Origin of the sequence: Comamonas sp. A23 (genome assembly GCF_004522605.1) — a bacterium.
GTDB lineage: Bacteria > Pseudomonadota > Gammaproteobacteria > Burkholderiales > Burkholderiaceae_C > Comamonas > Comamonas thiooxydans.
Genome location: NZ_RSDT01000017.1, coordinates 35,963 through 53,769, shown reverse-complemented (window position 1 = coordinate 53,769; position 17,807 = coordinate 35,963). Strand labels below are relative to the sequence as shown.

Genomic DNA, 17,807 nt, shown 5'->3' with positions numbered 1-17,807 from the left:
AAGTTTGAAGCGCTTGCAGCTACATGATATGTAGCAAAGCTTCCTGCCAGGAGTGGTAGTTCAGTTGGTTAGAATACCGGCCTGTCACGCCGGGGGTCGCGGGTTCGAGTCCCGTCCACTCCGCCAGATTCAAAAAGCCGCAATCAAGCAATTGATTGCGGCTTTTTTCTTGTCTGTGGCGCTCTGGCAGATTTGATGTGCTCCTGACTTTCTAGCAAGATACCCTTGCCATGCAAGTGCTATGGCGATACGCTATCGTTCACCCTTACAGATGTTGACAAAAGTTTTCCATGCGGGAACTTTTGCTGCCAATCGGTACACCATCTTGTCACCATTGGGCCTGCTTCCCGGTGACTGTCTCATCCCTTCATTGTTGTTCGTTTAACCACAGCTCCTTCGATCCATGCGTCCGGCGTCTTCCTTTCTGCTGTCGCTGTTGATGTTTGCCTCCATCATCGGGGTGCAACTCATCGCCATGTGGCCGGCAGGTTCGCAAGATGTGGTGGCCATGGCTTATGTACTCGACGCAGAGCCGCACGAATACGGTGTCGATGTGCTGCAGGAGTTCGAGGACGATGTGGAAGAAGATACGGTGGAGTTCTCCATTCACCGTCCACATCGCACTGCCGAGCTCAATCCGGCCCAGGATGATCGCAATGAATTGTTTGGCCCTCCTGAAGCGGTAGCTGTAGGTGTGGCCAATGTCCGGGTGCCTCCTCAGGGGCATGTGGTGCACCCGACTCATCCCTGGCCGGAAAGCATGTTGCGTCCGCCAAGTCTCGGCCTGCCGCAGGCAGGCAAGCTCCAGCTCAGCTGACGTCATCACGTCAGAACGTTTGCGCTGGGCTTTTTAGACCCCCGATACCTGCCGCCCGTTATTCCAGCGCCTGCTGGCCTGGAATGTGCTTGTCTGCAGAGCATGGCTCTGAGACAGGTCTGGGGCGGCTTCACCTGCTCAGGTGTAACTGATCCTGCATCGCATGCGGCGGCCGCCGCATGTGCATGACGGGTTTCCGACCCTTTCCTCACTTTATCTGCCCTCAAGAAGGCAGCTGTGTTCTATGTTCAATAGATCGATAGTGCCGGCTTCTTTACCGGCCAAGGCCAGTAAGAATTCTTCTGGCCATACACCATTGCGAAGCCCCAAACGCGTGGCCGTGTTCGGCCTGTGTCTCGCTGCAGCTCTGGCTGCGCATGCTCAGACCAATGCTCATGGCACACCACAAATCAGCAGCACCATTTCAGATCAGGTGCAGCCCAAGCTGACTTTGACGCAGCTGGTGCAGACCGTGCTGGACAACAATCCCGAACTGCGCTCAGTGCAGCAGTCGAGCTTCACGGCTCAGGCTGCCGTGGTCAGCGCTGGCGCGCTGCCCAACCCCAAGCTGGAGTGGAGTCGCGGCGACAACAAGGCGCGTCTGGCATCGGCCACGCCCGGCAATGTGCAGACCATGGGGGTCTCGGTTCCCATAGAAATGCCTTCCGTGCGCGCTGCTCGTATCGAGGCGGCGCAAGCCGGGCAGCGAGCATCCGTGCACCAGATTGCTGCGTCGCGCAATGCACTCGTGGCCCAGGTCAAGCTCAAGGCCTACGAGGTGGTGCTGCGACAGGCGCAGGCACAGGCCGCCTACGATGCCGTCAAGCTGCTGGAACAGGCCCATGAGCGTGTACGCGTGCGTGTTTCCAGCGGTGAGGCGGCGCGTTACGAAATCATCAAGGCCGATGCCGAACTGATCAACGCTCGTCAGCAGGAGCAGTCTGCCCGTTTGCTGGCCGAGCAATCCCAGCTCACGCTCAATCGTCTGGCGGCAGGCCAGTTGCCCAATCGCTTTGATCTGGCCCTGTCTCTGCAGGATCCGGTGGAGACAGTGCAGTTGCAGAACATCAACTGGCAGTCCCATCCGGAGCTGCTGCAGCTGCAGTCCGAGGTGGACAAGGCCGAAGCGCAGAAGAACGGTGCCAAAGCCAGCCGTTGGCCGGGTCTTGAGCTGCGTTACGCGCAGACGCGAGAGCCCGATATCCGCAATAACACCATCGGCGTGAGCATGCAGATTCCGCTGTTCGACCAGCGTCGCGGTCCGATTGATGAGGCTGCTTCGGAAGCCGAGCGTGCTCGCCTGCGCATGGAAGGTCGCAAGGCCGAACTTGAGCAGCAAATGTTGCAGGCCTGGAAGGTCATGGAAATGGCGCAGGTGCGCACCAAGGCCCTGAGCGAGGGCGCGGTGCGCGAGGCCGAATCGGCCTTGCGCGTAGCCGAGGCTGCCTACCGCTTCGGCGAGCGCGGCATTCTGGATGTGCTGGACGCCCAGCGCGTGCTGCGCACGGTACGCGCCGATTTGCTTGAAGCCCGTTATCAGCTGCAATCCGCCCGGATTGAGCTGGATTTTCTGGCTGGCCGCTATGCCCAGCCTTCCTCGCTTTGAGCTTTCAAAGTCAAGACCACGTTTTCGTATTTTTTGAATTCGCTTTATGTCTTCTCATCATCACTCCAGGACTGCGCGTCCCGCCTCTCTGGTTCTGGCACTGGCGTTGGCCGGGCTGACAACATTGACCCTGACTGGCTGCGGCAAGGAGGAGCCGGCTGCTGCGGTTGCTGCAGCAGATACCAAGGCCGAGCTTGACCCCATGGAGGTGGTTGTCTCAGCCGAAATGGCAACCAACTTCAAGACCGCCGCGGTAACGCAGGCCGAGGTTGCATCGGTGCAGGAAGTTGCCGGTCGCATTGAAGCCAACGAACGCAAGGTCACCCGCATCGGTGCGGCCGTGACAGGGCGTGTGACCGAGGTGCTGGCCGAAACCGGCGATCGCGTCAAAGCTGGTCAGACCCTGGCGCGCGTCGCCAGCCCCGAGCTGACCACGGCTCAACTGGCCTATATGCGTGCCAGCGCCACGGCAACTCTGGCAGAGCGCTCCGTAGAGCGGGCGCGTCAGCTGATTGCTGCCGATGTGATCGGCTCTGCAGAACTGCTGCGTCGCGAATCGGAAGTGCAGATTGCGCGCGCAGAGTTGAGGGCGGCAGGCGATCAGCTCAAGCTGATGGGCTTGTCCGCCGATGCGCTGAGCAGTTTGCGCGCCAAGGGCAATGTGGCCCCGAATGCCGCCATCACGGCTTCTGCTGCAGGTATTGTGATCGAGCGCCAGGTCAGCCAGGGTCAGGTGGCGCAGCCGGGGGACCCTCTGTTCACTGTGGCAGATCTCTCCAATGTCTGGGTGGTGGGCGCCCTGCCCGAGCAAATTGCGCGCAGCGTGCAGACTGGCCAGAACGTGCAGATCGATGTGCCGGCGCTGGGGCTGACCGTCGAGGAGACACCCATCTCGGGCAAGATCATCTACGTGGGTGACACCGTGTCCCCCGAAACCCGCACCGTGACCATTCGCACTCAGGTGGACAACAAAGATCTGGCGCTCAAGCCCCAGATGCTGGCCACCATGAAGATCCAGGGGGCCATGGAGAAGACTCTGGCAATCCCGTCGCTGGCGGTGGTTCGCGAGAACGACAAGGATCATGTCTACGTCAAGAAAGCCGAAAACCACTATCGCCTGACTCCGGTGGAGTTGGGGGCGGCCAGCGGTGGTCTGCGACCTGTGCTCAAGGGGTTGAGCGAAGGCTCCCAGATCGTGGTCGAAGGTGCATTCCACCTGAACAACGAGCGCAAGCGCGCAGAACTGGAGTAAGCCCATGATTGCCTCCATGATTCGTGCCGCGCTATCGCAGCGGCTGGTGGTGGTCGTGCTGGCGCTGGTGATGTGTGGCTTTGGCCTGCGTGCCGCCATGAATCTGTCGGTGGATGCTTTCCCCGATGTGACCAATGTGCAGGTTCAGGTTGCCACCGAAGCCCCTGGTCGTTCGCCCGAGGAGATCGAGCGTTTTGTGACCGTGCCTCTCGAAATCGCCATGACGGGGCTACCCGGGCTGGCAGAGATGCGCTCGCTCAACAAGAGCGGTCTGTCCATCATCACGCTGGTGTTTACCGATGCGACCGATGTGTACTTTGCCCGGCAGTTGGTGACGGAGCGTCTGATCGAAGTCACGCCACGCATGCCTGAAGGCATCGTGCCGGTATTGGGGCCGGTATCCACCGGCCTGGGTGAGGTCTACCAGTACACGCTGGACCACCCCGATGATGGCAAGCGCGAGCTGACCCAGGCCGAGTTGACGGAGCGTCGCACCATTCAGGACTGGGTGGCGCGTCCGTTGCTGCGATCCATTCCCGGTGTGGCTGAAATCAACTCTCAGGGCGGATATGTCAAGCAGTACCAGGTGCTGGTCGATCCTGCCCGCCTGCGTCACTACAACCTGAGCGTGCGTCAGGTGGTGCAAGCCGTGGCGGACAACAATGCCAATGCCAGCGGCGGCATCCTGCCGCAGGTGACCGAGCAGTATCTGATTCGCGGCGTGGGCATGATCCGCACGCTGGACGATATCGGCAACATCGTGCTCAAGGAGCAGGGAGGAGTGCCGGTCTATGTGCGTGATGTGGCCAAGGTGCAGATTGATGCCGAGGTGCGACAGGGTGCCATCATCAAGGGCGGCTATACCGAGGGCGTTTCGGGCATTGTGCTGATGATGCGCGGCGGCAATGCCAAGGAAGTCGTGACACGCGTGAAGGAGCGTGTGGAGGAGATCAACTCCAAGGGCATGCTGCCTGGCGGCCTGCAGATCGTTCCTTACTATGACCGTACCGATCTGGTGGATTCCGCTCTCTGGACCGTGGGCAAGGTGCTGATTGAGGGCATCTTCCTGGTGGTGGTGGTGCTGTTCATCTTCCTGGGCGATGTGCGTTCCAGCCTGATTGTGGTGGCGACGCTGATCATCACGCCGCTGACCACCTTCATCATGATGAACAAGTACGGCATTTCGGCCAATCTGATGTCCTTGGGTGGCTTGGCGATTGCCATTGGTCTGATGGTGGATGCCACCGTGGTGGTGGTTGAAAACGTCTTCCACAAGCTGGGGCAGGCGGGCAATTCGCGCGGCGAGCGCATTCGCACCGTGCTGTCGGCCACCGTGGAAGTCGCTACCCCCACCATCTTCGGTATTGCCATCATCATCTTGGTGTTCCTGCCGCTGATGACGCTGCAAGGTATTGAAGGCAAGATGTTCGGACCGCTGGCGCTGACCATTGCCATGGCTCTGGCGATCTCGCTGGCCGTGTCGCTGTTCCTGTCGCCCGTGCTGTGTTCCTACTTCCTCAAGGGCGGTGCCGATCACGATACCAAGCTGATTGGCTTCCTCAAGCGCCACTATCTGCGTCTGCTTGACGGTGCGACTGCACGCAACCGCCTGACGCTGGCCGTGGCCGTGGCTTTGCTGATCGGATCGCTGGGCCTGTTCCCGTTCCTGGGCAAGTCTTTCATGCCGACCATGAAGGAAGGCGCGCTGACACCGCAGATCAACCGCGTGCCCAGCATTTCCCTGGATGAATCCATTCGCATGGAAATGGCTGCCATGAAGGAAGTGGCGCAGGTGCCCGGCGTGAAGTCCGTGGTGTCCAAGCTGGGACGTGGCGAATCGCCAGCCGATCCTGCTGGCCCCAATGAGTCTGACCCCATCGTGCTGCTGGACCCCGAGTCCGAGCGTACCCAGGATGAGATCGACGAAGAGATTCGTCAGCGCCTGTCCAAGATTCCCGGCGTGCAGATTGTGCTGTCCCAGCCCATCTCCGAGCGTGTGGATGAAATGGTGACCGGCGTGCGCTCGCAACTGGCCGTGAAGGTGTTCGGGGACGAGCTTGAAGACCTCAAGGAAGTCTCCGAACAGGTGGCGCGCATTCTGAAGAGCGTCTCCGGCAGTACGGACATACGTATCGAGCGACTCTCGGGTCAGCAGGCTCTGACGGTGGATATCGACCGCAAGGCGATTGCTCGTCACGGTCTGAACGTTGCCGATGTGCAAAGCCTGCTGGAGTCCGCCATTGGCGGCAAGGACGTGACGACCTTGTATGAGGGTGAGCGTCGTTACTCGGTCGTGGTGCGTTTCCCCGAGTCCTATCGGGGATCGCCTGAAGCCATTGGCGCAACGCTGCTGACCACGGCGGCTGGCGCGCAAGTGCCGCTGAGCAGTCTGGCCAGGATCGAACTGGTCGATGGCCCCGCGCAGATCAGCCGCGAAGGTGGCAAGCGCCGCGTGGTGGTGGGCGCGAACGTGGAAGGGCGTGACCTGGCTGGCTTTGTTGCCGAGGTCGAGCAGCGCCTGGACAAGGAAGTCAAGCTGCCCGACGGCTATTACTTCAAGTTCGGCGGTCAGTTCGAAAACATGGAGCGCGCCATGGGCACGCTGCAGGTGATCGTGCCGCTGACCATCGTGGCCATCTTCTTCCTGCTGTTCCTGCTGTTTAACTCCATCAAGCTGGCAAGCCTGATCATTCTGGTGCTGCCCTTTGCTTCGATTGGCGGCCTGATTGGCTTGTTTGTCACTGGCGAATATGTGAGCGTGCCGGCATCGGTGGGCTTTATTGCCCTGTGGGGTATTGCTGTGCTGAACGGCGTGGTGCTTGTATCCAGCATTCGCCAACTGCGCCAGGACGGCATGGACGTGGCCGAAGCCGTGCGCGAAGGTTGTACTCAGCGTTTCCGCCCTGTGATGATGACCGCAACCGTGGCTTTGCTGGGTCTGGTGCCATTCCTGTTTGCAACGGGTCCTGGCTCCGAAGTTCAGCGTCCCTTGGCGATCGTGGTGATCGGTGGTTTGATTACCTCGACTTTGTTGACGCTGGTGGTGCTGCCCACGCTGTACCGCTGGTTTGACGAGAAGCCGACCGAGGCTTGATTTGAGAAAGGAGTGATCCGATGACGATGAAAGAAATCCGCGCCATCGTGCGTCCCAGCCGGTTGGAGCGCCTACGTACCGAGCTGCGTGCGATTCCGAACTTTCCGGGTGTGACGATTTTCAAGGCCGAGGGCTTTACGGCCCCCGCAGCCGTGGACAAGCGTACGGTCAAGGATGAGCTGACCGATTTTTCGGACAAGCTCATGGTCTGCGTAATCGTGGAGGAGTCCATGGTGGCAGTGATTCGCGAAGCCATCGTCGCGGCCTGCCGCACCGGGCAGATCGGCGACGGTCTGGTCTGGACGGTGGATATCGGCGAGATGCACCGTATCCGTGACGGCGGCGCCGTGAGCTGATCAGGCTTGGCACTGAAAGAAAAAGGGGTGCTCTCTGCATCCCTTTTTTCATGCTTTCGACAAAATGTTGGAAGTTTGGAAAAACTGGCGAAAACCCTGTGCTACAATTTTTGCATTGCAGCAGAGAAACACTGTTTCATTGCTTCAGGGGGTATAGCTCAGCTGGGAGAGCGCTTGCATGGCATGCAAGAGGTCATCGGTTCGATCCCGTTTACCTCCACCAAAATTAATGACGGCGAGTCGCAAGACTTGAATCGTTCTAGGAATTGACCCTATCGTCTAGAGGCCTAGGACATCACCCTTTCACGGTGAGTACCGGGGTTCGAATCCCCGTAGGGTCGCCAAGTTTGAAGCGCTTGCAGCTACATGATATGTAGCAAAGCTTCCTGCCAGGAGTGGTAGTTCAGTTGGTTAGAATACCGGCCTGTCACGCCGGGGGTCGCGGGTTCGAGTCCCGTCCACTCCGCCAGATTCAAAAAGCCGCAATCAAGCAATTGATTGCGGCTTTTTCTTTGCCCGGGATCCCGAGAAAAGGCCTTGCGGCAAGGCCTTTGATTTACCCATTATTTCGGGGCCATGCGAATGGCGCCGTCCAGGCGGATGACTTCACCATTGAGCATGTCGTTTTCCAGGATCTGCTTGACCAGCTTGGCGTAGTCCTCGGGTTTGCCCAGGCGACTGGGGAAGGGCACGCTGGCGGCCAGTGCATCCTGAACTTCCTGCGGCATGGTGAACAGCATGGGGGTGCCGAAGATGCCGGGAGCAATCGTCATATTGCGAATACCGCTGCGAGCCAGGTCGCGAGCAATGGGTAGCGTCATACCGACCACGCCGCCCTTGGAGGCTGAGTAGGCGGCCTGACCGATCTGGCCGTCATAGGCTGCGACGCTGGCGGTAGAAATCAGCACACCGCGCTCGCCGGTAGGCTCTGGCTCATTCTTGCTCATGGCATCCGCTGCCAGGCGAATCATGTTGAAGGTGCCGACCAGGTTGACCATGATGGTCTTGGTATAGACGGCCAGGCTGTGCGGGCCGCTCTTGCCTACGGTTTTCTCGGCCGGTGCAATACCGGCGCAGTTGATCAGGCCGGCGAGTTTGCCCAGGCTGGTGGCTTTGGCGACAACGGCCTGACCATCGGCCTCATTGCTGACATCGCAGCGCAGATAGACGCCGCCGATCTCACTGGCTACGGCCTCGCCGCGCTCTGCATTCATGTCGGCAATCACGACCTTGCCGCCGTTGGCGGCCAGCATGCGCGCCGTACCTTCGCCCAAGCCTGAAGCGCCACCGGTCACGATGAATACGCGATCCTGAATCTGCATGAACTGTCTCCTTGTTCGATGTCTGTTGACGTTGACGTAAACGTCAATTATGCACAGAGTGAAGGAACTGGCGACCTGAGGAAAGCGCGCATAAAAAAAAGCCCAATCGGGAAGATTGGGCTTTGAAGGGATCCATGAAACGGGGGTTTCAGGAGGATCCAAGGAGACAACTTGCGCAAGGTCAGCATCTGATTCAATGTATGCCGACCTGACATGCTGGTGATTATAGGGTAAACCCTAGTCTTTGCCAAGCATGTCAATAACCATGGTCTTAACGCTTGGCAGCGGTCGTGGCCTTGACAGCTTCGGTTGCTGTCTTGGTGGCTGCGTTGAAATTGGCTTCGGCCATGTCGGAGGCTTGCTTCACCGCCTTTTGCACGGATTCGAAGGCGTTGTTGGCGGCGGAGACTGCGCTCTTGACCATGGCAACAGCGGATTCGGAACCGGCAGGAGCATTCTTGGTCGTGTTGTCCAGCAGGGCATTGAAGTTCTTGCGAGCTTCGGTGGACTGGGCTTCCAGCGTCTTGTTGAATTCGCCGGCAGTGTTGCTGGCGATGTCGTACAGGTGGCGGCTGTAGGAAGCGGTTTTCTCGGCCAGCGGCTGGAACAGGCCTGCTTGCAGAGTCAGCAGTTCCTGGGCGTCCTTGACGCTGAGCACGGCCTGGGTGTGCTGGGCAGCTTCGGCCAGTGCGGCGCGCGAGGCGGTGACGTTCAGTTCCACCAGCTTTTCCACGCCTTCGAAAGCTTTGCTGGTCAGGCCGAACAGTGTCTCGAAGTGGGCTTTTTGTGCGCTCAGGATTTGGTCAGGGGTCAGGCTCATGGCAATTCTCCAAAATTACGGATCTAACAAAGGGATCGGACCGGAGGAAACGTCTGCCCTGACATGACCGCTATCTTTGTCAGTCGTATGTTGCAGTGCAGCATGGGTGCATTGTGAAAGAGAATTTGTGGCAATGCAAGCTTTAATTTGTTGCGCTGCAGCAAAAAAATTAATGACTCTTTGTTTTTGATAAGTATCTGATTTTTAAAAGACTTTGTTATGTCTGATAACTGACAAAAATTGAAGTAGCGTGTTTTCTTTGTGCGGTGCGTCATGCGTTGATGAGTGACAACCTGCAAGCCCTGTCGCGGTGGTGCTGGCGGCGCCGGGGCGGCTCTGCAAAATGACTGCATGACTGCATCGTTATCTCATGGCAAACCTTTGCGCGCCCAGCCACAGGCGCGCGACTCCTATCCCGTGTTTCGTGAAATCAGCACCCGCTGGTCGGACAACGATGTTTACGGTCATGTGAACAACGTCATCTACTACAGCTGGTTCGATACCGCCGTCAATGCCTATCTGATAGAGCAGGGCGCGCTGGATATTCATGAAGGTCAGACGATCGGCCTGGTGATAGAGACCCAGTGCAATTACTTTGCCTCGTTGGCTTTCCCCCAGGCCGTGGAAGCGGGTATGCGCGTGGCCCATCTGGGTAGCTCCAGCGTGCGCTATGAAGTGGGTCTGTTTGCCAGGGGTGCGAGCCAGTCGGCTGCTGCCGGGCATTTTGTGCATGTCTATGTCGACAGACAGACGCGCCGGCCTGTGCCTTTGCCCGAGCCCTTGCGGGCGGCGCTACAGTCACTGCTGCGTGCAGAGCCTGCTGGTGAATAGCAAAAACGATAGCTTCTCGCGTATGTGTATCAAAGGTTTGATTCTGATCCGATTGATATATCTGGCGGCAAATCCGAAGCCCGCATCTGCAAGAAGCGCTTAGGGGCCGTGAGTACGGTGCAGGGTGTGGAATAGCCTACACTCGTCAGTCTCTGTTGAGGCTGGCGCAGCCTGTATTTGAGCCAGCCTTGTTCCATGACTGAACGGACCGTCAGGCCCACCGTCGTCCATGATCATCACCAGTCTGCTAGACACCGACCTGTACAAATTCACGATGATGCAGGTGGTGCTGCATCAGTTTCCGGGCGCGCAGGTGGAGTACCGCTTCAAATGCCGCAACCCTGGCGTGCAACTGGCTCCGTACGTCAATGAAATTCGTGAAGAAATCCGCTCTCTGTGCAAGCTGCGCTTTCAAGATGCCGAGCTGGCCTATCTGAGTTCGCTGCGCTTCATCAAGAGCGATTTTGTCGATTTCCTGAGCCTGTTCCAGCTCAACGACAAATACATCACGGTCACGCCCCTGGCCAGCGGCGAGATCGACATCACCATCCAGGGCCCTTGGCTGCACACCATCCTGTTCGAGATTCCAGTGCTGGCCATCGTCAACGAGGTGTATTTCCGCAATACCCAGCCCGTACCCAACTTTCTGGAAGGACGCAAGCGCCTGGACGAGAAGATCGAGCTGCTGCAAGCGCCTGGCCTTGAGTCGCTCAAGATTGCCGATTACGGCACCCGCAGGCGCTTTTCCAGGGCCTGGCATGAAGAGGTGCTGCGGGTGCTTTGCGCCAGGCTGGGTCATTCGGGGGCGGCGCGCGTTAACGGCCAGCGCAAGGGGCAACTGGCGGGCACCAGCAATGTGCTGTATGCGATGAAGCTGGGCCTGATCCCGCTGGGCACCTTGGCCCATGAATATCTGCAGGCCTGCCAGTCGCTGGGCCCGCGCCTGCGCGACAGCCAGATCTTCGGCTTCGAGTCCTGGGCGCGCGAGTACCGGGGCGATCTGGGGATTGCGCTGTCCGACGTCTATGGCATGTCGGCCTTTCTGCGTGATTTCGATCTGTACTTCTGCAAGCTTTTTGACGGTGCGCGCCATGACAGCGGCGACCCGTTTGACTGGGGCGAGCGCTTGATCGCGCATTACAAGGCCAACAAGATCGATCCGCTGAGCAAGGTGCTGATCTTCAGCGACGGGCTGACCATCCCCAAAACCATCGGGCTGTTCGAGCGCTTCAACGGTCGCTGCCAGCTGGCGTTCGGCATCGGCACCAATCTGACCAACGATTTGGGAAATCCCCCCGAGCATGTGCCATTGCAGATCGTGATCAAGATGACGCGCTGCAACGGCCAGCCCGTGGCAAAGCTATCGGACACACCGGGCAAGAGCATGTGTGACGATGAAAAATACCTGGCCTATCTGCGCCAGGTGTTCAGCATTGCGCCGCCGGCGCCGGTTTCGCCGGCATAGAAATCAAAGAATCATTGGCGGGAGTTATGCCTGTTGCAGGGCAAAGAGCAGAGAGGATGGGCGTTTGAACAGCAAATCTTTTATGAAAGCCGCGGCGGCCGCGCTGCTGACGCTGGCAGCGGCCACCGCGCAGGCCGCAGACATTGACGGCGCAGCCATGTCCGTGGCCTGGGGCCTGCCGTTTGTGGGCATGCTGCTGTCCATTGCGCTGCTGCCGCTGCTGCTTCCGCAATTCTGGCATCACCATTTCGGCAAGGTCACTGCCGGCTGGGCGCTGGCCTTCCTGCTGCCTTTTGCGCTGGTCTACGGGTTGGGCGCGGCGGGCGTGAATCTGGTGCATGCCTTGCTGGCCGAGTATCTGCCATTCGTGATCCTGCTGACCGCGTTGTACACGGTGGCCGGAGGCATCTATGTGCGCGGCAATCTGCGTGGTTCGCCGGGGTTGAATACCGCCATCCTGGCCATTGGAGCGGTGCTGGCCAGCTTCATGGGAACGACCGGGGCTTCGATGCTGCTGATACGCCCCTTGCTGCGCGCCAACGATAACCGCCGTCATCAGGCTCATGTGGTGGTGTTTTTCATCTTCATCGTCTCCAATGCTGGGGGGGCGTTGACGCCGCTCGGAGATCCGCCGCTGTTCCTGGGCTTTCTGAAGGGGGTGGACTTCTTCTGGACGGTGAGCCATATCTGGGGCCCTATGCTGTTCCTCACGCTGGCGCTGCTGGCCATCTTCTATGCGATAGATCACAAGCTGATGGGGCAAAAGGGCGAGACCGATCTGCCCGATCCCACGCCCAGCATGGATGTGACCGGGGCTCAAAGCCGCCTGGGCTTTGAAGGCCGCGTGAACTTTGTGCTGCTGATGGTGGTGGTGGCTCTGGTGCTGGTCAGCGGCATCTGGCGCACTCCTGCGGGTATCGAGATCGCCGGGACCCATGTGGGCCTGCCCGGTTTGGTGCGTGATCTGGGTTTGCTTGCCGTGGTGCTGCTTTCGCTCAAACTCACACCCGCTCGTGTGCATCAGGCCAATGAGTTCGGCTGGGGACCCATGCAGGAAGTGGCCAAGCTGTTTGCAGGTATTTTCCTGACCATCATTCCCGTCATCGCCATGCTCAAGGCAGGTGTCGATGGCCCGTTCGGTGCCGTGGTGCGCGCAGTCACCAATGCCGATGGCACGCCCAACCCGGCCATGTATTTCTGGGCCACGGGTCTGTTGTCTTCCTTCCTCGACAACGCTCCGACTTATCTGGTGTTCTTCAATACCGCCGGCGGCGACCCCGCTCACCTCATGACCGAGATGGCGCTGACGCTGACAGCCATTTCTGCCGGTGCCGTGTTCATGGGTGCGAACACATACATTGGCAATGCGCCCAATCTCATGGTCAAGGCGATTGCTGAAGATCGCGGCGTGAAGATGCCGGGCTTTTTCGGCTATATGCTCTGGTCGGTCTGCGTGCTGGTACCTCTGCTGGTTTTGATTACCTGGATTTGGTTTAGGTGATGGCTCTCCCCTTGAGGGGGACGACATCATTGCTGTGGGACGGCTCTTGCTTGATAGCTCGGGCTGTGCCGGGCGAGCTGATATGTTCTAAAAAGATGAATGAGGAGACAACGCGATGAGTCAAAAGCCCCGTATCTTGATTGCCCGCGCCATTTCACCCGAGGTGGTGCAGCGGTTGCAGCAGCATTTTGAAGTGCAGTCCAATCAGGAGGATGTGGTCTGGTCTCCGGCAGAGCTGGCACAGCAGTTGCAGGGCAAGGATGGCGTACTGACCACGGGGTCGCAGCGCATCGATGCTGAGTTGCTGGCCGCCTGCCCGCAGCTCAAGATCGTGGCCAATATGGCGGTGGGCTACAACAATTTCGATGTGCCCGCGATGACGGCCGCGGGCGTGCAGGGCACGAATGCCCCCGATGTGCTGACCGAGACAACGGCTGATTTCGGCTTTGCCCTGCTGATGGCCACGGCGCGCCGTATTACCGAGAGCGAGCACTATCTGCGTGCCGGGCTCTGGAAGGACTGGCATTACGACCTGTTTGCGGGTGCCGAGGTGCATGGCAGCACGCTGGGCATCCTGGGCATGGGCCGCATCGGTCAGGCCATTGCACGCCGTGCGGCTTACGGCTTTGGCATGGAGGTGATCTATCACAATCGCTCGCGTCTGGATGCTGCGCTGGAAGCCGAGTGCAAGGCCAGTTATGTCGGCAAGCAGGAGCTGCTCGAACGTGCAGACCATCTGATGCTGGTGCTGCCATTCACCCCCGAAAACCGCCACACCATAGGCGCGGCAGAAATTGCGCAGATGAAGCCCACAGCCACGCTGATCAATATTGCGCGTGGCGGCATCGTCGATGATGCGGCTCTGGCCCAGGCACTGAAAGACGGGCGCATTGCTGCAGCGGGGCTGGACGTGTTCGAAGGCGAACCGGCCGTGCATCCCGATCTGCTGACCGTGCCCAATGTGGTGCTGACACCTCATATCGCCAGCGCCACCAAGGGTACGCGTACGGCCATGGCGGGGCTGGCGGCTGACAACCTGATCTCGTTCTTTGCTGGCAAGGGGCCGCTGACGCCCGTCAATCAGCTGGCCTGATGCCGCGATTAGGCCGTATCACGTCATATCAGTTTGAGGGCGAATACGTGCTCTGAGTGCGTTGTCGGCTTTGATAATTTCTGCCCGCTTGGCGTCTGTGCGCACAGCGGGCTTTTTTATATCAAGCGAGACAGCAATGCCTTTTATCCGCACCAGCGTCCACAAGGACACCATGCCCGCCCAGCGCCAGGCCATCGTCAACGGTATTCATCAGGCCCTGATCGACGGCATCGGCATGCCCGCCGATGAGCTGTTCAACATGGTTGAGGAATATGACGAGCAGAAGTTCTTCTTCAGCCGCACTTTCAACGGCTACAAGCGCTCGGACCGCGTGGTCGTGGTCGAGATCACCATGCGCCGTGGGCGCAGCGATGCCATGAAGCGCGCGCTGTATGCCAACATCGCCGCCAATCTGGAGAAAGATGCGGACGTCGCACCCAGCGATGTGTTCATCTTCACGCACGAAAACGACTATTCCGACTGGTCCGTGGGCGGCGGCAAGTTCGCCATGGCCATTGCCCAGCAAGTGGGCCCCGACGCCTGATTCTTGCGTCAACCGATTGCAGCCTAGCTGTCACCAAGGCTGCAACCGGAAGCAGCACTTTTGATCGCATTGAATTTTTCGTGGCTCTGAGGACTGATAATTTGCCTGCGCGCTAGTGCTTGCAAACTTCAGTCTGCAATGCCCAGGGCGGAAATTCAATGAATAGGTCTGTAGCGATTTGCTGATAAGCGCTTGCAGCTATCAAAAAAGAGTGCGAAAGGCGTGGCAAGACAGTGACTACGTGGTGGCTTGGGTTGGCGGCGCTGGCCGTATTGATGGTGGGCCTGCTTCTGGTGCTGCTGTGGTGGCTGCAGGGGCTGCGCCGTCAGACGGAACTTGCTCTGGGCCCTGATGCGATGAGGTTGCAAGCCCAGCTGCTGCAGGGATTGCAGGCGCTGGATGTCAGGCTGCAGCAGCTGGAGCGCAGCAGCCAGAGTACCCAGATGACGGTGGCCAAGAGCGATGGAGCCCTGGACCGTGTCACCCAGCATGTACAGACCCAGTTGGCCCAGGCCCAGCAAGATGCACTGGCCGCACGGCGCGAGCAGGCGGCGGCGCTGGCATCCTTTCGTGAAGACGTTTCCCAGCTTGCGCAGCGGCTGACGGGCGACAGCCAGCAAGCCCGTGCGGCACTGGCCCAAAGCAGTGCAGAGCAGGCAGTCCATGTCCAGCAGCGCTTCGAGGCCCTGGCCGAGACGACGCGCGGTACGCTGGACTCGCTCAAGGGCGACATCCAGCAGCAGCTCACGCATATGAGTACCAATATGGGGGCTGCGCTCAAGGATCAGCTAGGAAGCAATGGCGAGCAACTGCGTCATCAGTTTGCCGTGTTGCAGGATGCGGTGAGCCAGCAACTGGCTGCGCTGGCACAGGGCCAGCAGACCACGGCCGAGCAGCTGCGCGCAACGCTCAACGAGCGACTGGCCACGATTCAGAGCGAAAACTCCCTCAAGCTCGACGAGATGCGCCGCACTGTCGATGAAAAGCTGCATGCCACGCTGGAGCAGCGTCTGGGCGAGTCCTTCAAGCTGGTCAGCGATCGGTTGGAGCAGGTGCACAAGGGGCTGGGCGAGATGCAGACTCTGGCGGGCAGCGTAGGCGATCTGAAGCGCGTGATGACCAATGTGAAGTCGCGCGGCACCTGGGGCGAGCTGCAGCTGGGCAGCATTATCGACAATGTGCTCACGCCCGAGCAGTACGCGAGAAACGTCAAGACCGTGCCTGGCAGTGATGAGCTGGTCGAGTTCGCCATCCGGCTGCCGGGCCGCAACGACGAGCAGCCCGTCTGGCTGCCCATCGACGCCAAATATCCGGTCGAGCATTACCAGCGCCTGCAGGATGCCCAGGACAGTGCCGACAGGGTGGCAATTGCCGCTGCAGGCAATGCCTTCGAGACATCGATTCGCGGCGAAGCCAAAAAGATTGCCAGCAAGTACATCGCACCGCCGCACACCACGGACTTTGCCGTCATGTATCTGCCCACCGAGGGCCTGTTTGCCGAAGTGCTGCGACGTCCGGGCCTGGTCGAGGCGCTGCAGAACGAGCATCGCATCGTGATTACCGGTCCCGCGAATCTGGCCGCCATGCTCAGCAGCCTGCAGATGGGCTTCAAGACGCTGGCGATCGAGAAGCGCTCCTCCGAAGTCTGGGGCGTGCTCGGTCAGGTCAAGACCGAGTTCGGCAAGTTCGGCGAGGTGGTGGAGGCTACGCGCAAGTCCATCGATGCCGCTGCGCGCAAGTTTGATCAGGTGGGTGTGCGCACGCGCGCCATTCAGCGCCATTTGCGCAATGTGCAGGAGCTGCCGAATGAAGCCGGGCAGGAGCAGCCCCTGTTTCCGGCCACCTCGTCTGGAGGCGATCAGACCGCCAGCGAGGATGAAGAATGAATGCGGCCCTGCTGCGCCTGATCCTCGCGCAAGTCTGTATTCACGGCACCATGACCGGGATGCGCATGGCCACGCCGCTTTTGGCGCTCAAGGAGGGCTATAGCGCGGCTGCGGTCGGCATGCTGCTGGCGCTGTTTGCGCTGACCCAGGTGTTCCTGTCCCTGCCCGCGGGGCGCTATGCGGACCGTCACGGGCTCAAGCGCCCGCTCATCATCAGTGTGGCGGCCGCCTGTTCCGGAGCGGGAGTGGCCGTGCTGTTCCCGATTTATCCGGTGCTATGCCTGAGCGCTTTGCTGACGGGCGGCGCCGCCGGCATGGCACTCATCGCCCTGCAGCGCCATGTGGGGCGCATGGCACACAACAAGGACGAGTTGCGCAAGGTCTTCAGCTGGCTGGCGATCGGGCCGGCCATCTCCAATTTTTTGGGGCCTTTCGCGGCCGGGTTGCTGATCGACTATGCCGGCGGCGAAGCGGCCAGCACCACGGGCTTCAGGGCGGCGTTTTTGCTGCTGACCCTGATGCCTCTGGCGGCCTGGTTCTGGGTAAGAACGGTGCAGGAGCTGCCCGCACTGCAGACCGAGAGTGCGAACCAGAAGGCAACGGCCTGGGACCTGGTGCAGAACCGGGGCTTCAGGCGCCTGTTGCTGTTGAACTGGGCGCTTTCCTCTTGCTGGGACGTGCACACCTTTGTCGTGCCCATTCTGGGCCATGAGCGCGGACTGCCTGCCTCGGTGATAGGCAGCATCCTGGGCGCCTTTGCGATTGCTGCAGCCGTGATCCGCATGCTGATGCCCATCATCACACGCCATATGGCCGAATCGCAAGTGGTGCTGGGGGCCATGGTTGCCGCTTGCGCCCTGTTCATCGCCTACCCCTTCATGCCCGGTGCCTGGAGCATGGGCGCCTGTTCGGTCTTGCTGGGCGTGGTGCTGGGATCGGTGCAGCCCATGGTGATGAGCATGATCCATCAGATCACGCCACCCGAGCGCCATGGCGAGGCGCTGGGATTGCGCATGATGGCCATCAATGGCTCCAGCGTGCTGATGCCGGTGCTGTTCGGCTCGCTGGGCACCGTGGTCGGTGTCTCGGCCCTGTTCTGGGCCGTGGGGGTTCTGGTCGGAGTGTCCTCGCGCCTGCCCTGGCTGATCGGCAAGCAGGATATGCCGGGCGATGAGTGGGTCGGCCATTAACCGGGCCGCCTGCATGCATTGAAAAAGAGC

Annotated in this window: 14 protein-coding genes and 4 tRNA genes; 16 read left to right on the top strand and 2 right to left on the bottom strand. The window is 59.8% G+C overall.

The window, feature by feature from the left end; translation table 11 throughout:
- Nucleotides 1–49: 49 nt before the first annotated feature.
- From EIC84_RS24190 to EIC84_RS24150, 9 genes are all read left to right on the top strand, one after another.
- Nucleotides 50–126, top strand: a tRNA-Asp gene (locus EIC84_RS24190).
- 277 nt (nt 127–403) lie between these two features.
- Nucleotides 404–817 carry a hypothetical protein gene (locus tag EIC84_RS24185; protein ID WP_003061138.1) on the top strand — a complete coding sequence of 138 codons (414 nt, stop codon included), beginning with the start codon at nt 404–406 and terminating at the stop codon, nt 815–817.
- A 334-nt stretch (nt 818–1,151) separates the two neighbouring features.
- Entirely contained in the window at nt 1,152–2,423 is a 1,272-nt protein-coding gene (locus EIC84_RS24180) for a TolC family protein (protein WP_003061136.1), read from the top strand.
- 46 nt (nt 2,424–2,469) lie between these two features.
- The gene (locus tag EIC84_RS24175; protein ID WP_003061135.1) at nt 2,470–3,675 is read left to right on the top strand and encodes an efflux RND transporter periplasmic adaptor subunit; all 1,206 of its coding nucleotides are present in this window, start codon (nt 2,470–2,472) and stop codon (nt 3,673–3,675) included.
- A 4-nt stretch (nt 3,676–3,679) separates the two neighbouring features.
- The gene (locus EIC84_RS24170) at nt 3,680–6,769 is read left to right on the top strand and encodes an efflux RND transporter permease subunit (protein WP_003061132.1); all 3,090 of its coding nucleotides are present in this window, start codon (nt 3,680–3,682) and stop codon (nt 6,767–6,769) included.
- A gap of 20 nt (nt 6,770–6,789) precedes the next feature.
- Nucleotides 6,790–7,125, top strand: a complete 336-nt coding sequence (locus tag EIC84_RS24165) for a P-II family nitrogen regulator (RefSeq protein ID WP_003057166.1) — start codon at nt 6,790–6,792, stop codon at nt 7,123–7,125.
- Nucleotides 7,126–7,272: 147 nt separating this feature from the next.
- Nucleotides 7,273–7,348 (top strand) — tRNA-Ala (locus tag EIC84_RS24160).
- A 45-nt stretch (nt 7,349–7,393) separates the two neighbouring features.
- Nucleotides 7,394–7,469, top strand: a tRNA-Glu gene (locus EIC84_RS24155).
- Nucleotides 7,470–7,517: 48 nt separating this feature from the next.
- Nucleotides 7,518–7,594, top strand: a tRNA-Asp gene (locus tag EIC84_RS24150).
- Between the two features lie 94 nt (nt 7,595–7,688).
- Here the strand turns inward: EIC84_RS24150 and EIC84_RS24145 are convergent.
- Nucleotides 7,689–8,447, bottom strand: coding sequence for a 3-hydroxyacyl-CoA dehydrogenase (locus EIC84_RS24145; protein WP_003057163.1), 759 nt, complete (start codon nt 8,445–8,447; stop codon nt 7,689–7,691).
- Between the two features lie 271 nt (nt 8,448–8,718).
- Nucleotides 8,719–9,267: a phasin family protein gene (locus tag EIC84_RS24140; protein ID WP_003067688.1), complete on the bottom strand. Its 549-nt coding sequence runs from the start codon at nt 9,265–9,267 to the stop codon at nt 8,719–8,721.
- Between the two features lie 351 nt (nt 9,268–9,618).
- Here EIC84_RS24140 and EIC84_RS24130 point away from each other — a divergent pair, with 351 nt between their 5' ends.
- From EIC84_RS24130 to EIC84_RS24100, 7 genes are all read left to right on the top strand, one after another.
- Nucleotides 9,619–10,098: a thioesterase family protein gene (locus EIC84_RS24130; protein WP_034362704.1), complete on the top strand. Its 480-nt coding sequence runs from the start codon at nt 9,619–9,621 to the stop codon at nt 10,096–10,098.
- A 229-nt stretch (nt 10,099–10,327) separates the two neighbouring features.
- The gene (gene pncB / locus EIC84_RS24125) at nt 10,328–11,563 is read left to right on the top strand and encodes a nicotinate phosphoribosyltransferase (protein WP_003067684.1); all 1,236 of its coding nucleotides are present in this window, start codon (nt 10,328–10,330) and stop codon (nt 11,561–11,563) included.
- Between the two features lie 82 nt (nt 11,564–11,645).
- Nucleotides 11,646–13,064 carry a sodium:proton antiporter gene (locus EIC84_RS24120; RefSeq protein WP_003067682.1) on the top strand — a complete coding sequence of 473 codons (1,419 nt, stop codon included), beginning with the start codon at nt 11,646–11,648 and terminating at the stop codon, nt 13,062–13,064.
- A 115-nt stretch (nt 13,065–13,179) separates the two neighbouring features.
- A complete protein-coding gene (locus tag EIC84_RS24115; protein ID WP_003067680.1) occupies nt 13,180–14,157 on the top strand; it encodes a D-glycerate dehydrogenase in 978 nt (325 codons plus the stop codon).
- Nucleotides 14,158–14,293: 136 nt separating this feature from the next.
- A complete protein-coding gene (locus EIC84_RS24110; protein WP_003067678.1) occupies nt 14,294–14,701 on the top strand; it encodes a tautomerase family protein in 408 nt (135 codons plus the stop codon).
- A 275-nt stretch (nt 14,702–14,976) separates the two neighbouring features.
- Complete coding sequence (rmuC, locus tag EIC84_RS24105) at nt 14,977–16,587, top strand: DNA recombination protein RmuC (RefSeq protein ID WP_034362702.1); 1,611 nt, start codon at nt 14,977–14,979, stop codon at nt 16,585–16,587.
- Nucleotides 16,584–17,777: an MFS transporter gene (locus EIC84_RS24100; RefSeq protein WP_003067675.1), complete on the top strand. Its 1,194-nt coding sequence runs from the start codon at nt 16,584–16,586 to the stop codon at nt 17,775–17,777. The genes rmuC and EIC84_RS24100 overlap by 4 nt, the downstream gene beginning before the upstream one ends.
- Nucleotides 17,778–17,807: the final 30 nt, after the last annotated feature.

What these genes read in the sequence shown, in the direction of transcription:
- EIC84_RS24185 (WP_003061138.1), top strand. Translation starts at nt 404, where the DNA reads ATGCGTCCGGCGTCTTCCTTTCTGCTGTCGCTGTTGATGTTTGCCTCC.
- EIC84_RS24175 (WP_003061135.1), top strand. Translation starts at nt 2,470, where the DNA reads ATGTCTTCTCATCATCACTCCAGGACTGCGCGTCCCGCCTCTCTGGTT.
- EIC84_RS24170 (WP_003061132.1), top strand. Translation starts at nt 3,680, where the DNA reads ATGATTGCCTCCATGATTCGTGCCGCGCTATCGCAGCGGCTGGTGGTG.
- EIC84_RS24165 (WP_003057166.1), top strand. Translation starts at nt 6,790, where the DNA reads ATGACGATGAAAGAAATCCGCGCCATCGTGCGTCCCAGCCGGTTGGAG.
- EIC84_RS24145 (WP_003057163.1), bottom strand. Translation starts at nt 8,447, where the DNA reads ATGCAGATTCAGGATCGCGTATTCATCGTGACCGGTGGCGCTTCAGGC.
- EIC84_RS24140 (WP_003067688.1), bottom strand. Translation starts at nt 9,267, where the DNA reads ATGAGCCTGACCCCTGACCAAATCCTGAGCGCACAAAAAGCCCACTTC.
- EIC84_RS24130 (WP_034362704.1), top strand. Translation starts at nt 9,619, where the DNA reads ATGACTGCATCGTTATCTCATGGCAAACCTTTGCGCGCCCAGCCACAG.
- pncB (WP_003067684.1), top strand. Translation starts at nt 10,328, where the DNA reads ATGATCATCACCAGTCTGCTAGACACCGACCTGTACAAATTCACGATG.
- EIC84_RS24120 (WP_003067682.1), top strand. Translation starts at nt 11,646, where the DNA reads ATGAAAGCCGCGGCGGCCGCGCTGCTGACGCTGGCAGCGGCCACCGCG.
- EIC84_RS24115 (WP_003067680.1), top strand. Translation starts at nt 13,180, where the DNA reads ATGAGTCAAAAGCCCCGTATCTTGATTGCCCGCGCCATTTCACCCGAG.
- EIC84_RS24110 (WP_003067678.1), top strand. Translation starts at nt 14,294, where the DNA reads ATGCCTTTTATCCGCACCAGCGTCCACAAGGACACCATGCCCGCCCAG.
- rmuC (WP_034362702.1), top strand. Translation starts at nt 14,977, where the DNA reads ATGGTGGGCCTGCTTCTGGTGCTGCTGTGGTGGCTGCAGGGGCTGCGC.
- EIC84_RS24100 (WP_003067675.1), top strand. Translation starts at nt 16,584, where the DNA reads ATGAATGCGGCCCTGCTGCGCCTGATCCTCGCGCAAGTCTGTATTCAC.